At 49.5% G+C, this 15,097-nt stretch carries 7 protein-coding genes; 1 reads left to right on the top strand and 6 read right to left on the bottom strand.

Annotated elements, in window-relative coordinates:
- Positions 1-36 precede the first annotated feature (36 nt).
- The 5 genes from VN105_RS11960 to VN105_RS11980 all read right to left on the bottom strand — a co-directional run bounded on the left by VN105_RS11960 (position 37) and on the right by VN105_RS11980 (position 10,506).
- On the bottom strand, positions 37-777 hold the full coding sequence (locus tag VN105_RS11960; protein ID WP_325641126.1) for a DUF1080 domain-containing protein: 741 nt from the start codon (positions 775-777) through the stop codon (positions 37-39).
- A gap of 10 nt (positions 778-787) precedes the next feature.
- On the bottom strand, positions 788-4,600 hold the full coding sequence (locus VN105_RS11965; protein ID WP_325641128.1) for a glycosyl hydrolase family 95 catalytic domain-containing protein: 3,813 nt from the start codon (positions 4,598-4,600) through the stop codon (positions 788-790).
- Positions 4,601-4,607: 7 nt separating this feature from the next.
- The gene (locus VN105_RS11970; RefSeq protein ID WP_325641130.1) at positions 4,608-6,536 is read right to left on the bottom strand and encodes a plastocyanin/azurin family copper-binding protein; all 1,929 of its coding nucleotides are present in this window, start codon (positions 6,534-6,536) and stop codon (positions 4,608-4,610) included.
- Positions 6,537-6,602: 66 nt separating this feature from the next.
- Positions 6,603-8,321 (bottom strand): family 16 glycoside hydrolase, encoded by a 1,719-nt coding sequence (locus tag VN105_RS11975; RefSeq protein WP_325641132.1) that lies wholly within the window; start codon positions 8,319-8,321, stop codon positions 6,603-6,605.
- 148 nt (positions 8,322-8,469) lie between these two features.
- Positions 8,470-10,506: an acetylxylan esterase gene (locus tag VN105_RS11980; RefSeq protein WP_325641134.1), complete on the bottom strand. Its 2,037-nt coding sequence runs from the start codon at positions 10,504-10,506 to the stop codon at positions 8,470-8,472.
- Positions 10,507-10,651: 145 nt separating this feature from the next.
- Here VN105_RS11980 and VN105_RS11985 point away from each other — a divergent pair, with 145 nt between their 5' ends.
- The gene (locus VN105_RS11985) at positions 10,652-12,979 is read left to right on the top strand and encodes a DUF5703 domain-containing protein (RefSeq protein ID WP_325641136.1); all 2,328 of its coding nucleotides are present in this window, start codon (positions 10,652-10,654) and stop codon (positions 12,977-12,979) included.
- 3 nt (positions 12,980-12,982) lie between these two features.
- Here the strand turns inward: VN105_RS11985 and VN105_RS11990 are convergent.
- A partial coding sequence (locus tag VN105_RS11990) for a glycoside hydrolase family 2 TIM barrel-domain containing protein (protein WP_325641138.1) occupies positions 12,983-15,097 on the bottom strand: 2,115 nt, incomplete at its 5' end.

Below are 15,097 nucleotides of genomic sequence, written 5' to 3' on the forward strand. Positions count from 1 at the left end.
AATACGAGATAAAATATCTTTTTCATCTGATCTGGTTTAAAATTCCCTTACCCAGATATTACGGAAACTAACACGGCTGTTATGCTCCTGCAATACCAAAGGCAATTTACTTTCATGATACCTGTACTCGGGATAACCGGCATATACCATAGGCCCCTTAAGCGCCACATGGTATTGTACCAATACCCTATTATGGAATACAGTGACATAGGCAGGCGTTTTGAGCGAGCTGTCGGCATTAAACACCGGCGCCTCAAATACTGCATCAAATGTTTGCCAGGTCTGTGGCGGTAAACAGGCATTCACCAGCGGTGCATATTGTTTGTAAATACTGCCAGCCTGTCCGTTGTAATAGATCTTATGCAGATACTGGTAGCTTTCATAGATCTGCAGTTCATACAACCCCATGAACAGTACCCCGCTGTTACCACGACTGTTGCCATGATCCTCGCGGGGATCAGGTGTTTTCCATTCAATATGCAGCTGTATATTTCCAAATGCCTGCCGTGTACGGATATCTCTTGCTTTAGGCGTTACCGTTAGTTCGCCCCGTTTCACTGTCCATTTTACAGCGCTGCTATCCGTGTGTTCCCATTTGTTAAGATCCTTTTCACCGGCAAACAGCACAACGGCGTCAGACGGCGGCTGCGTGTTTTCACCGGGCGTTACCAACGGAGGCTGTGTGGACCAGTCTTCCGTAGCCTCCGGTTTTATTTCCTGCGCTACCGCAGCGCAGGCTGAAAAAACGAGGGCAAATAGCAAATAATACTTCTTCATAAAGATATAATTATGTCGCAATTTTCAGCTGACCTGCTATTACTTTTACTTGGTAGCTTTTACCTTTCTTCGCGGCAAATTTTACGGTTTGTTCTTTATAGCGCAGCTCACATGATCCATCTGAAGTAGCCGTTACCGTTAGTTGCTCCAACCGGCCCTGCAGCCAGCGTATATCCAGCACAAAACCTCCCCGGGCGCAAATGCCGTTAACCTGCCCGGAGGGCCATGCATCCGGTAAAGCCGGCAGCAGGTCGATGTACCCCATATGACTTTGTACCAGCATTTCCGCCATACCTGAAGCGCCGCCAAAATTGCCATCTATCTGGAACGGCGGGTGTGCATCAAACAGGTTAATGTAAGATCCGCCATGCGCTTTCCCAGTGGGGCCTTCAGCCGGTGTTAGTAATTTATTGATCATGGTGAGCGCGTGGTTGCCATCTTTGAACCTTGCCCACAGGTTGATCTTCCATGCGAGGCTCCAGCCGGTGCCGTCGTCGCCACGGAAAAGAAGCGACTGGCGGGCAGCGTTCATCAGGGAAGGCGACTGGTCCCAGGTGATATCCGTGCCCGGAAATACGCCCCATAAGTGGGATACATGCCGGTGATGATTTTCCGGATCATCCACATCCTGCAGCCATTCCTGCAATTGCCCGTGTTTTCCTACCTGGTTGGGCGCTATCTGTTTGTATTTTTCCTGTAGTGTTTTACGGAATGCTACATCCTGCTGTAATATTTCGCTGGCTGCTATGCAGTTGCGGAACAGGTCTCTTATCAGCTGGTGATCCATTGTAGGACCCGCTACCAGACCTCCGTTCTCGGGAGAATTGGAAGGGGTGCTGATGAGCCATCCTGTTGCCGGATCTTTTACGAGGAAGTGCACAAAAAAATCTGCTGCTGCTTTCATTAGCGGGTAAGCCTGTTGTTGCAGGAAGGTTTTGTTTTTCGTATACTGGTAATGTTCCCACAGGTGATGGCAGAGCCATGCAGCGCCTGTAACCCATATGCCGTGGTTGGATGCATTGATGGGCGCTGTGCCTCTCCACAGATCAGTGTTATGATGCAACACCCAGCCCGGTGCACCGTAATGCTCAGCAGCAGTGTGGTGGCCTGCTTCAGACAACTCGAGGATCATGGCAAAAAGCGGTTCCGCACAGGTGGAAAGATGTAGCACTTCCGCAGGCCAGTAGTTCATTTCCAGGTTGATGTTGGTAGTATACTTGCTTCCCCAGGGCGGCGATAACTGATCGTTCCAGATACCCTGCAGGTTAAGGGGTTGTCCGCCGGGTCGTGAGCCGGAGATCATCAGGTAGCGTGCATACTGCATATACAGCGCTGCCAGTGCGGGATCTGTGGCTGCAGTAAAACGGCTGATCCGCTGATCGGTTGGCAACTGTGTTTGCCCTTGTCCCAGGCTTATGGAAAAAGTATTAAAATACTGTTGATAGTCTTTGATATGTGTGTTGTATATACTATTGTAAGATGATGGCAGCGATTGTATCACCTTCCTGTTCTGTGATGCCGGATCGGCTGAAACATCTTTGTAGTTGCGGTAGCTGGTAGCAGCCGTCAGATACAACGTAGCGGCGTTGGCGTTAGTAATGGTGATGCTGCTATCGGTAACGGTTACACGCCCCTGCTGTGTACTTACTTTCAGCCAGCTTTCCCCCTTCAGCACACCGTTCTGTACTTTCAGTGAAAGCGCAATAGTACTGTCGTTTATTTTTCTTGTGGCATATGAAGGCTGCGGACTTTTGAGCGTTGCAGTGAAGCTGATGCTGCCGGGTTTATCTGCCGACAGGCGCATTACAATAGCCTGTTGCGGCGCACTGGCAAAATATTCACGGGTATACTGTACATTATTGGCGGAGTAAGTAGTGCGTGCTACCGCAGTAGTAAGATCCAGCATCCTCTTGTAATCTGTAGCGGCGGCGGCTGTATCTTTAAACCATAACCACAGGTCGCCGAACGGTTGGTAATCGGCCTCATATCGCGATGCCGGTGCGGCGCTTTTCAATCCCATAAAGTGATCTTCCGCCAGTTGTTCCGCTTCTTTCCTGCGACCTGCAGCCAACAAAGCACGTATTTGCGGCAGATACTGCACAGCGCCAGGTCTTGCATGTTCGCGCGGTCCATCGGTCCATAACGTAGATTCATTGAATTGAAGATGCTCTACATTCACTCCTCCAAAGATCATGGCGCCCAAACGACCGTTGCCCACCGGTAATGCAGCCGTCCATTTGGCAGCTGGACGATCATACCATAGCGTTAGTTCATCTTTCCTCGCAGGCAGCGGAATTATTACAGGTGCAAGATCAGCTCCGTTATACAGCTTCTTTCCATCTGCAAAAACCTGGAATCCCTTTCCTTTATGATACCTGTTGCCTGATTTATCCCACAATATGGTGAGCAGGCGACCATGATAAGGCACCTGGTCCAGGCAAAACCAATCCCAGGCGCCGGGTGGTATTAACGGATGTAATTCCAGCTGTTCATCTTCCCGTGGTTTCAGTCCTATGAGGTCGCTGATGACCAGGTCGCAGAAACCGGAATGGTTGTAGTAACTGCTGCGGGGATCATCTCCTTTCAGCCAGTAGCCGTTCTTTTCATCCTGGTATTCACCCAGGTAAGGATGCCCGTTCTTCTGATGCGAGCGTGCGTAGGTTTGTAAGGCACGGAAATAGACGCGTGCTGTCATGGCATCATGGTAGTGGTATCGGGTAAGCAGGTTAGCCAATCCCTTTAATGTTTGGGTGGTAGCGAAAGGCCAGATAGCACCGTCCCATTCGCAACCGCCGCTGCCGTGCGAACGGAAAGCGGGATGCCGCTGTTCCGCGGTAGTAAGCCCCCAGGGAGCATCAAACCCGTTTTTATCGGTTAACTGTGTCCATGCCTTTGCATACTCTTTATTATCATCCGGCAGGTTAAAATACCAGGGGATAAAACCAATTTCTTCTCTTACCCCCGACAATGGTCCCTTTGCCAGCTGTACTTTAAAAAAAGCCGCTGTATCATCCCATAGCCTGTTCTGCACGCCTGCTTTGAGCTGCGCCGCCAGTTGCGTATATCTTTGCCGGAGGCTGTCGCGCCCCGCCATAGCCGCCAGTTGTGTCAATGCCCTGGCGTTGCCGTACATATAACTGTTGATAGTAGGGCGTATATTCCTTTCCCTGCGTGAACCACTGATAGATTCTTCCATGCCATCCTTCACATCAAACTGCCAGTACATTCCATCCGGCAGGCCTCTCTCCTGTTCCCATAACCGGTAGTCATTATCCAGTGAATCCAGCAGGCTTACTGCAAAAGCGCGGTTAGCATTTGCGAGATAATAATTGTAAACGGCATCCGCTGCCCAGCTGCTGAACTGGTGAAAACGTGGCTTCGCCTGCTGCGGATCTTTCTCCAGCCAATAGCGGATATACTGGTTCACATACTGTGTATCGCGCAGCCATCTCCCTTCATATATATGATGTCCCAACGCGCAACTCAGGGCATTATATCTTCCGGCATGTTTTACGGGAATAATAAATTCGGTGAATATAAATCCATCCGGTGTTTGTTTAAGATGTTTGCGAAAACTCCACCAACGGAAATAGTACGTTTGTTCGATCACGTTATCAGGGCAATCAAACAAGGGTATGTTGCTTTCCAGCCAGGCGGCAGCGCGTTCATCGGGCACATACTGCTTTACTTCTCCTGTATCAAGACGATTGAAGGAAGCCACATACTTCTTCAGTTTATCTGCATTTAGTACAGCGCTGCTGTTTTGTGCCTGGCTACTGACTGCCAGGCATATCCATAAACAAACGTATAAAAATCGTTGCATGTTCATCTTATTTCTTTACAACTTTCATGATCCCTTTCATTACAGCATAGTGCCCGGGGAAGGTACACACGTAGGGATAGTTCCCCGGCTTCTCCGGCGCTGTAAAGTAAATACGCTGCGATGTTTCCGGCTGCAACAGGCAGGTGTTAAACAATACATCTGCAGATGCCGGTACATATGCGAGTTGTGAGCCGTTCAATCCCATATCCATTGCCAGTTTTCCTACTGCATCCCCCTTGCCTGGTTTTACGATCACCAGGTTATGCAGCATGTCATCGTTATTATTGAATACCAGCTGCACCTTACTTCCCGCCGGTACTTCTACTTCAGACAGATCGAACTTAAGCCCGGGTATGGTCCCTATCTTTAACACTACATCAGGGCCTTGGGCCCAGTTGGCTGGCTGCACGCTTACACATTTGGAAGGATCGCTGCCACAGGCCGTATTGTTGCCGGCCGTTGCGGCAGTGCTTTTCGGCGTTATAACGCAGCCTGGCATGTTACCGCTTCCCGCGGGAATAGCATTGAGCGTGTAATAGGCTGTAGTGTGCAGCAGCGGCAAGCCTGCCTGTGATTGCAGGCCCGTTACATCCAGTTCGTGTATATACCCTTCCCGCAGGCCATTTACGTATATCCGTACCCGGTAGCCATCGTCCGATACCTCACTTTTTACTACAGGGCAGGATTGGCTGTTGATAACAGGGCTGCCGTACTTACTGTGATAGCTATACGTAAATCCGGTTACCCGGAATAAGCGTGCACTGGCAGCTTGTTTTTTATTTACCGGTGAGGTAAATTCCAGTTCAAAGCCATTGTTTTGTGCGCGCATGGCTTTTATTTCAAAAGGTGCTTTGCCTTTAAAGTTAACCCGCTGTAAACCATAAGGGGCAGGGCCTGTAGAGGCCCATCCCCTGCTGGTCATACCAACAAACAATGAATGATCGCTTCCCCACACGAGCCGCAGCACGCCGGAAGAAAAGCCTTCCAAAAAGGGAAAGCATGCGCCCTGGTATTTGCCGTTCACCTTTTCCAGGAAAGCGCGCATTACTTTACTATGTCCCTGATCGCCCACCAGCAGCTGACCTTTAAAAGGACCAAATGCATCTGAGTCGATGTTCAGCACCGCAGAAGTTGAGATGCCCATGAGGGTGTGCGGAAACCATATGCTCGGCTCTTTGAAATGCGGTATTTTACGGGCAAAGTCATGCAATATACCGATGGAGTCGGGGAACTGCGATGGCGTTAAATGCAGCGGTGAACCGCGTTCGCCCGACCAGCGCATCCCGGCCGGGTGTCCTGCAAAATCGCCATAGTCCAGTTGGGTGATCCTGCCGGAGCCTATCCAGTCGCCCTGGTTCTCAGCAAAAAAAATATCCCCGTTCTCCGATAAACCAAAACCAGCCGGGGAACGCATCCCTCCGGCATAAGGCTGCATGGTGCCATCGGGCTTTATCCGCATCATCCATCCACGCCACTTAGCCAGGCTGGCGCCGCGGCCTATCCAGGAAAGATTGAGCGTAACGATCATATCACCGTTGGGCATAAACATTGGTCCATACGAATACTCGTGATAGTTGCCGGATAAGGGCCAGGAAGCAACGGTCTGGAAAAGATCTGCTTTACCGTCATTGTCTGTATCCGTAACCCGTGTAAGTTCGGAGCGTTGCGTGGTATAAAAGGAACCATTATGCCAGGCAAGCCCCAGCGTTTCATGCATGCCGGCTGCGAAGCGGCTGTATTGCGGACGCCGTGATTTTTTCTGATACGGATCTGTTATCAGCCATATCTCTCCATGCCGGGTAGCCACGCCAAGTTTATCATCTGGTGTAAATGCGAGTCCCCCCACTTCGAGTGCCACACTGTCTGGCACCGGCACATCACTGATGCTGTAATATTTACTTTCCGCGGCTTTCATTCCCGTCTGTGCATCTGCCATGCGTGGTAATAATAATCCCCACAGCAATAACAAAAAACATCTGTGTTGCTTGCTTCTCATATTGATTTACCAGATAATGGAATAATGAATATTAACTGTTTTAGTATCTGTCTTCAAAGGCAATACCAGCCTGTATTGCGCTTTATCCTTTACAATCTCCGGCATCATAGCGGTTTCTATATAATACTGTTTATCATCTACCGCATAATTACCATTGGGTAATTTTTCAATAACGCTTCCGCTGGCCATTAACCACCAGGCGTTACCGTTAGTACCACCGTTATTACGTATGGTCACCTCCCTCACCAATCCCCTGTTATCGCCCCGCGGGTAGAGGTAGTCCTCTACCGACCATTGGTGCAGGGTATAAAGGAATACCGGTAACCCGTTTCTCAGCCTATATCCCCGGTTGGTGTAGCTGCTGCTGTCGTCGCGGATAGCAACGGGCCATGGCGCATTGGAAGAGGGCAATTCCGCTATACAGGGAATGCCCGCCAGCTCCAGCGGGGCGCCCAATGGCCGTTCCAGCTGCTTTTCACCGCGTTCATGCCACATCTCCGCAATGTCGAGGTATCGCCCGCGCCAGGCCATTAAAGGGCTGTAGTTCACCATATCGTAAGCATAATTCAATCCACCGGGTATACCTACCGCCATGCTATAGGTATTTATTTTACCCAGGTGTTCCATAAAACCACGCTGTGTTACAGGCCCCTCTTTCACCGGGTATTCCATCAGCGGCGCTACTTCCACCATCCTTTCGGAGGCAGGTGTAGTAAGCGGCGTGAAAGGCATATGAGGACCTTCAAACATCAGCACAAGACTTTCATCATAGTTTGCGTAGCTAAGCTGAAAGGCATGTTCTCCCTGCTGTAACGTGGTATCACCAAAGAATGCGCGCTGGTAGTCGCGGGTACCACCGTTATTGGCGATTTCATTTCCATCTATCATTAAGCGGGCGGGGCCACCGGCCTGTAACCTGAATACATAATCACCTGTTACCGGTATCTGTATTTTTCCTTCCAGTAATAAGTGGGCTCGCTTATCTCCCACATGAAAGGTCAGCGAATCGGTATTGCCTGATTTCACAGGTACTAACTGCTGGAGGGTATCATGATTTTTATATACGCCCTTGTACACACGGTAACGCATATCCGTTAATTTTACGCGGTGGTTGCCGTAGGTTTTATAACGGATATTACGGAAAGCCACCGGTCCTTTACGCACCAGGAAACGTAATGGTCCGGGTGCTATGCGCAGCATGGTGTCGTTGGTATTAACGCCCTGCGGTATGTTAACAATGCGCCCGTTCAGCTCAACTGACTCGAAACCGGTTTCCCTTACCTGGCTGATGGTGCTGCTATCCAGGCTGGGAGGGCGTAGTGCCCTGTATTTCACCGACAGGTGTTGCCACAAACCAGGCGCTTTGCAGGCATTCAGTAAAGGCGTTCGCCCTTCAATGGCACCGCAATCATCAGTAGCCATGCTGTCTTTCAGCCAGTTGTCTTTCAAATGCAGTGCATAGGTTCCCTGGAAAAGAATACTTGCATCTGCCTCTGCGGACAACATAAAATCCAGCTCCAGGTCAAGATCGCCGTGTACCATGTTGGTGAGTAACTCACTGCTGCCGGCTGCATTTCCCGGCAGGGTACACACAAGGATACCTTTCCCATCCGTTGTTTCCATATGATGCGGTTGCTGCCTGGCGGCATATACGGTACCGGCTACACGCCAATGGTTATCCGTAACGGCAAAAGCATCCAGATGATCCAGGCTGATTGTTTCCATAGGAAGGCTTTCCGCGGGAACAGCCTCTTTATGGCCGGATGAGCAGGCAGCCAAACCTAACACGGTTACACTTTGTAATAAAAAAGATCTGATCGGCATTGACAGGATATCAAAAGAATTTAAAAAATACAACAACAGGCAAACCGTTTTAATCAACGGCAGCTAACCGCTTATTCAGCATCTGCAAAAGGTCGGGCACATCATAATATCGCAACACTCCCGGGATAACATTACTGTATTGATCCTTCACTGTTAACCGGCGGATAATGCTCATGAAAGAATCCAGGTACTGATCTATTTCCAGGTGATGAATACGCTGATCAATAACCGCTGCATGCAAGGCTACCAGGGCGGTTGTACCGGAAGCCTTTATGCTCACCACCGACTGTTTGAATACAGGATCTGATTGCAGGTAATCCAGCAGCAGCAACAGGTCTGTTACCCGTTGCCCTATTAACGGGCGGCCCATATGTAATGATGATGTTACATTGCGATATTCGCGGTTATAAAATTTAGGATGATTGAAGGCAGCGCCATCGGCTGTTTCGCCCATCCCCCGCAGATCCGGCAACAGCACAGCATCGCCTTTTTGCAGGTAATACTGTAACAGGGCGGAGCTGTCAAGTAGGGTGCGCTTGCCTTCATCATGCAGGTATATCACTACTTTCCGGATAGCGGTACTTCCGGGTGGCCGCATCAGTATAAAAGGCAGCGGTGGTTCTCCTTTACTGCGTAACAGATACTTCTCCGGTTGTCTTTCTTTCTCCTGTATAGCTTCTACTTCTGCTTTTTCCCGCAACGGAGGTATGCCCAGCAATTGCCGCAATGTATCTCTAAATGCATCCGGAGTAACCGTTTGCAGGAACCGTGCACGATGTGTTGCCATCGAAGAAGCGGTTTGCAGAAAATATTGCTGTAAAGTTATTTCACCGGAGATGCTATTATTCAGCTCCCCTGTGCCGGTACAATTCAGCGCGGTAGCCGGCAAAATGGCGATAGCTTCTTCCTGTACCGGTTTATCATCATCATACATCCATTTCCTGAACCAACGTACTGCCGCCTCCCGCTTGGGTTTTGATATACCATGCCCGTCGTCTACCGTTACCAGCTGCACCTTCTCTCCTGCGCCAAGGGTAGTGTAACATTGCTTTGCTTCACCATATGCCTGCTCGGCGCCCGTATAGTCTACAAAATCATATCTGCCTGCCAGCACGAGCAATGGCCGGGGCGCAAACAAGTGCATATAGTCGGTGATCTCCAATCCGTATTTTCCTTCATTGGGGATCTGCACACATCCATCAAGCGGCCCTGCCAGTTCAAACGTTCTTTCCCTGGTAGTGATGTAGCTGCAAACAGCAGCCACTTTTATTCTGTTTTCAAAAGCCATGAAATAGGCTGCCTGGGTACCGCCGCCGGAATTGCCGAGGCAACCGATCCTGGCAGTATCCACTTCTTTGCGCGACAATAAATAATCCAGCCCACGTTCATTATCCCACAATTCATAAGCCGCTACGCTGGAACCTGTTAAACCAGCAGCCATATTCAGCAGCGTATGTTCTGTAGTGCCACCGCGGGTTAAAGGCCGGCCTGTACTATCGGTGAGCTGATGCCGTTCTCCCTGTGAAACAGGATCAATCATCAATACCACAAAACCCTGCCTGGCAAACAACACAGCAGTTTGCTGGTACGACGGGGTAGCCTTTGCCTCCGCTTCATGTCCGCAGAAAAGCAGCACACCGGGGAAAGGACCCTTCCCCTCCGGAATATACAAACTGGCTGTTACATGATGTTGGGGAAAGCTTTGATAGATCAGCTTTTCAATATGATAACCATTGTGCCGGAGTGTATCCGTTACCGTTGGATACAAAGGGGCGTTGCCTGGCAATTCGCCAAGCAACTTTTGATAGCTGGCGCGGAGTTGTTGCTGGTAAGTTTTTACTCCCTGTACCGATTGCATGGCCCGTTGCACACGAACATTGCGTAAGGCGTATTGGTGGTGTATCTGCTGCATCAGGTAAGCGTTCAGCATTTTATCTGCTCCCCAGTCTATGATACCCGGAGATGATTGCGCACGCAGCATGGTGGCTGGCAGCAATAAAATAAACAGAATAAGTATAACAGCCGTAAAATAATTGTTAAAATAACACTTATCGGATAGTAAACGGTTTATCGCAAATATTTTCATCAACATGGAATTGTAATCTCCGTTAGCGTGATCAAGCTACAGAATTATCTATGCAAAAAAGTATTTTTTTACGCAATCGTTGCCGGAATGCGGTGGTATAGCATAATAAAAAATGTTCTGTTAACTTTATCTTCTTACAATCTGTATGCAAACTATTTTCCGATACATCTCCGCAGGTATATTCATTACCATTTTCGGCACACAGTGTGCAAACGCCCGGCAGCAGGAGCTGGATAATTATAATATTACCTGGAACAGCCAGAGCCGGAACTCAGCCGGCTCCATGCCCTGCGGCGGCAGCGACATAGGCGTGAATGTATGGATGGAAAACGGGGAATTACTTTGTTATCTCTCGCGCAGTGGTACTTTCGATGAAAACAATACCCTGCTCAAACAAGGCAGGCTAAGGATCAAACTTACTCCTAACCCGTTTGAAGCAAGCACAACATTCCGGCAAACATTGCATTTGAAAGAAGGCTATATCAATATTACAGGCATCAAAGGAAAACAAACGGCGAATATCCGGGTATGGGTAGATGTATACCGCCCCGTGGTGCATGTGGATGTAAACAGCCGGCAACCGGTAACGGCTACTGCGCGTTATGAAAACTGGCGCATGCAGGACCGGCCATTGTCAAAAATGGAGCTGTTGGCCTGCACCGGTTACAAAGGCGCACCGGTAACGGTTACCGCTTATCATGATAAAGTAGCTTTTGAAAATGACAAGGTGTTGTTCTGCCACCGTAACAGGGATGATGCGCTGATATTTGATTATACCGTGCAGCAGCAGGGATTGAACCCAATAAAAGCGCTGCTGTGGAACCCGCAACAGGGGCTCACTTCCGGCGGTCTACTCTGGGGCAGTAATATGCAGCCTGCAGGTAGTGATACCGGCAGGTACCTGCATATCCCGTATACTTACTGGCAGCTGCAAAGCACCCGTCCTGCGCGGGCCCACCACATTAATGTATTGCTGCATGTAGCACAAACACCTAGTCCTGAAGCCTGGCATATGGAGTTGCAGCAACGGATGCAAACAGTTAAGGCCCCAGAAAGAATTGCGTTTCAGCAAACCACCGCCTGGTGGAAACAGTACTGGAACAGAAGTTATATTTTCATTGACCGGGACACCGCGGACGCTGTGTGGCAAACGGGCAGAAACTACCAGTTGTTCCGTTATATGCTGGGCTGTAATGCTTATGGCGCTTACCCCACAAAATTTAACGGCGGACTTTTTACATACGACCCGGTATTTGTGAATGATAAATTTCCTTTCACGCCGGATCACCGCAACTGGGGCGGCGGTACTTTTACCGCGCAGAATCAGCGCCTGGTATACTGGCCCATGCTGAAGAGCGGCGACTTTGACATGATGACCTCCCAATTCCAGTTCTACCAACAGGCTTTACAAAATGCCACAGCCAGGAGTCGCTTCTACTGGGGGCATGAAGGCGCATGCTTCACGGAACAGATGGAAAACTTCGGTTTGCCCGCAGCCAGTGAATATGGCTGGAAACGGCCTTCCTGGTTTGATAAAGGGGTAGAGTACAATAACTGGCTGGAGTACGAATGGGATACCGTACTTGAATTTTGCCTGATGATCCTGGATATGGAACGCTTCAGGGGGAAAGATATTTCCCGGTACATCCCACTTATAAAAAGTTGCCTTACTTTCTTTGACGAACATTACCAACACCTCGCCAGGCAACGCGGCTCCAAAACGCTGGATGGAAACGGACACCTGGTACTTTACCCCGGCTCTGCCTGCGAAACCTATAAGATGGCCTGTAATTCAGCCACCACCATTGCCGGGCTTGGCACGGTTACCCGGCGTATGCTGGAGTTGCCGGGCAGATATTTTACCGATAGCAGCCGCGAACAACTCCAATCTTTGCTCCGGCGTATCCCTCCGCTCACCTTTCGTAACGTGCAGGGCTATACGACTATTGCACCGGCCCAATCCTGGGAACGGGTCAATAACCAGGAAACGCCACAGCTCTATCCCGTTTTCCCTTACGGCATTTTCGGTATCGGAAAACCCGGGCTGGATACGGCAGTTAACACCTGGCTGCACGATACCGATGCTGTTAAACACCGCAGTGCCACCGGCTGGAAACAGGATAATATATTCTGCGCCCGGCTGGGACTTACCGACAGCGCCGCACATTACACCGTTGAAAAACTGAAAGATGCAGGTACCCGGTTCCCCGCTTTCTGGGGCCCGGGATTCGACTGGACGCCGGACCATAACCAGGGCGGCTCGGGGATGATAGGGCTACAGGAAATGCTGTTACAAACAGATAACAGGCACCTTTATCTTTTTCCTGCATGGCCTGCTGCATGGGATGTTCATTTCAAGTTACATGCACCCTACAATACAACCGTAGAAGGTGTTTTGAAAAATGGAAAACTGGTTACCTTAAAAGTAATCCCTGAAGAAAGAAGAAAAGATATACAGGTAATGTTGCCGTAAGAATTACTTTGCTACAATGCTTGCCTGCCCGCCTTTCAATCCCGCAGCTGATGCTGTTACCCTAATATTCCCTGGTTGCCCGGTGGATTTCACGATCACCAGGCACCTGCCATGCCATGCCTTGCGTTGTGGCAACGAATAGCTTTCTGTGCTTACCGGGTTGGCATTACCAACCCCCACGATAGTGCCAGGACCACTGATGTTAAAGTGTACCTGGTTTTCTGCCCTTGGATGACGAATACCTTTCGCATCCTGCAATTCCACGGTAATATAACTCAGGTCCTGCCCGTTGGCAGTGATCGTGGTACGATCCGCAGCCATAGCCAATTTCACCGGTTCGCCTGCGGTTTGCAATATTGCGCCGCCGGCTTCTCTTCCCTTGTTATATCCTATTGCTTTTAATGTGCCGGCTTCATAAGGCACCTGCCAGATAGCTGTGAACTTATTGGAACGGTTGGTAGCTTTCCTGCCCAATGATCTGCCATTCAGAAAAAGCATTACTTCTTCACAGGAGGAGTATACTTCTACTTCCAATGGTTGCTGTGTTCCACCGGCCCAGTTCCAGCTGGCCACTACATCATGCCATTCCCAACGGCTCCAGTCTACCTTATTCGGATTGGTGGCAAACGATGGTTGCGGAGGCTTTACAAAAACAGCTACCTGGTCATCTTTCCACAATACATCCCGGTAAAAAGACTGCGGGCGCTTCCATCCGCAGATATCAATGTCACCGCAATACGCAAGGTTCCATGGAAAAAATGATTGTTCCTGCCAATACCCTAACCAACCAATACCAGCCTCCCCAATATAATCAAAAGCCGTCCATACAAAATCACCGATCACCCATGGATGATCTGTTACGCCCATCCAGTAATCAAAAGCTTCCAGCGGCAGGGATTCCGTGGCAAACATCACACGTTGCGGTAAACGCTGGTGGTCTGCTACATATTTATCTCTTGCATAATTATAACCTGCAACATCCAGTGTAGCCAGGAAAGCATCTTTATCTGCTGTTATTCCATTTACACCACAGGTAACAAAACGGGTATTATCCAATGTACGTATAAAATCGCTGAGCATTTTTGCCACCTTCACTACTTCCTGTTTCTCCCGGTTGGGGATCTCGTTACCAGTGCTCCACATGATAATGGAAGGATGATTACGGTCGCGGTACAACATGCTCTCCAGGTCTTTCTGCCACCAGTCATTAAAATACAGGTGATAATCATCCGGATTTTTTCCATCTTCCCATATATCAAATGCCTCATCTATCACCAGCATTCCCAGGCGGTCGCAGGCATCCAGAAAAGCCGGTGAAGGCGGGTTATGCGCGCATCTTACAGCGTTATAGCCACTGGCTTTCAGCAGTTCCACTTTGCGCTCTTCTGCACGATCGTAAGCCTTTGCACCAAGCGGCCCGTTATCATGATGTACGCAGCCGCCTTTCAGTTTTAACGGCTGCCCGTTTAAGCGGAAGCCGTTTACCGCATCTATACTGATACTGCGGATGCCAAACGGTGTAGTAACACGGTCTGTTAATTGCTGATTATTGTATACCTCCGTAACAGCAATGTATAATACCGGCGAATCTACCGACCACAGAGCGGGGTTGGTTACTTTGAGATCCCGATCACATTCCACCGGAGCGCCGGGTGCTGATTCACGTATATCCGTCACCGTTGCCACTTCCTGTCCCCTTGCATCCAGGAGCCGGGTTACTATTTTCGCCTTCACGGTATTGCCCGTTTCATTCATCACTTTGGTACTTACATGTACTTTTGCAGCAGCCGGATTTACTTCCGGCGTTGTAATATAAGTGCCCCATTGTGCTACATGCAATGGGTTTTTCACCTTTAACCACACATGGCGGTAAATGCCGGAACCGGCGTACCAGCGGCTATTCTCTCCTTCATTCCTGATCTTTACTGCCAGCACATTCTTTTCACCCGGTTTTAGCCGTTCGGTGATATCATACCAAAATGACGTATAGCCGTAAGGGTGTTTGCCCAAACGTTTTCCATTGAGCCATACCTCTGCATTCATGTATACACCGTCGAACTGCAGCTGTACCCGTTTTCCGCGGAATGCAGCCGGTGGGATAAAAGTTTTACGGTACCA

The sequence above is a fragment of the Chitinophaga sp. genome (assembly GCF_035564935.1).
Taxonomy (GTDB): domain Bacteria; phylum Bacteroidota; class Bacteroidia; order Chitinophagales; family Chitinophagaceae; genus Chitinophaga.

Excerpts from the sequence above, each read along its gene's own strand:
- VN105_RS11960 (WP_325641126.1), bottom strand. The coding sequence starts at position 777 with ATGAAGAAGTATTATTTGCTATTTGCCCTCGTTTTTTCAGCCTGCGCT.
- VN105_RS11965 (WP_325641128.1), bottom strand. The coding sequence starts at position 4,600 with ATGCAACGATTTTTATACGTTTGTTTATGGATATGCCTGGCAGTCAGT.
- VN105_RS11970 (WP_325641130.1), bottom strand. The coding sequence starts at position 6,536 with ATGGCAGATGCACAGACGGGAATGAAAGCCGCGGAAAGTAAATATTAC.
- VN105_RS11975 (WP_325641132.1), bottom strand. The coding sequence starts at position 8,321 with ATGGAAACAATCAGCCTGGATCATCTGGATGCTTTTGCCGTTACGGAT.
- VN105_RS11980 (WP_325641134.1), bottom strand. The coding sequence starts at position 10,506 with ATGAAAATATTTGCGATAAACCGTTTACTATCCGATAAGTGTTATTTT.
- VN105_RS11985 (WP_325641136.1), top strand. The coding sequence starts at position 10,652 with ATGCAAACTATTTTCCGATACATCTCCGCAGGTATATTCATTACCATT.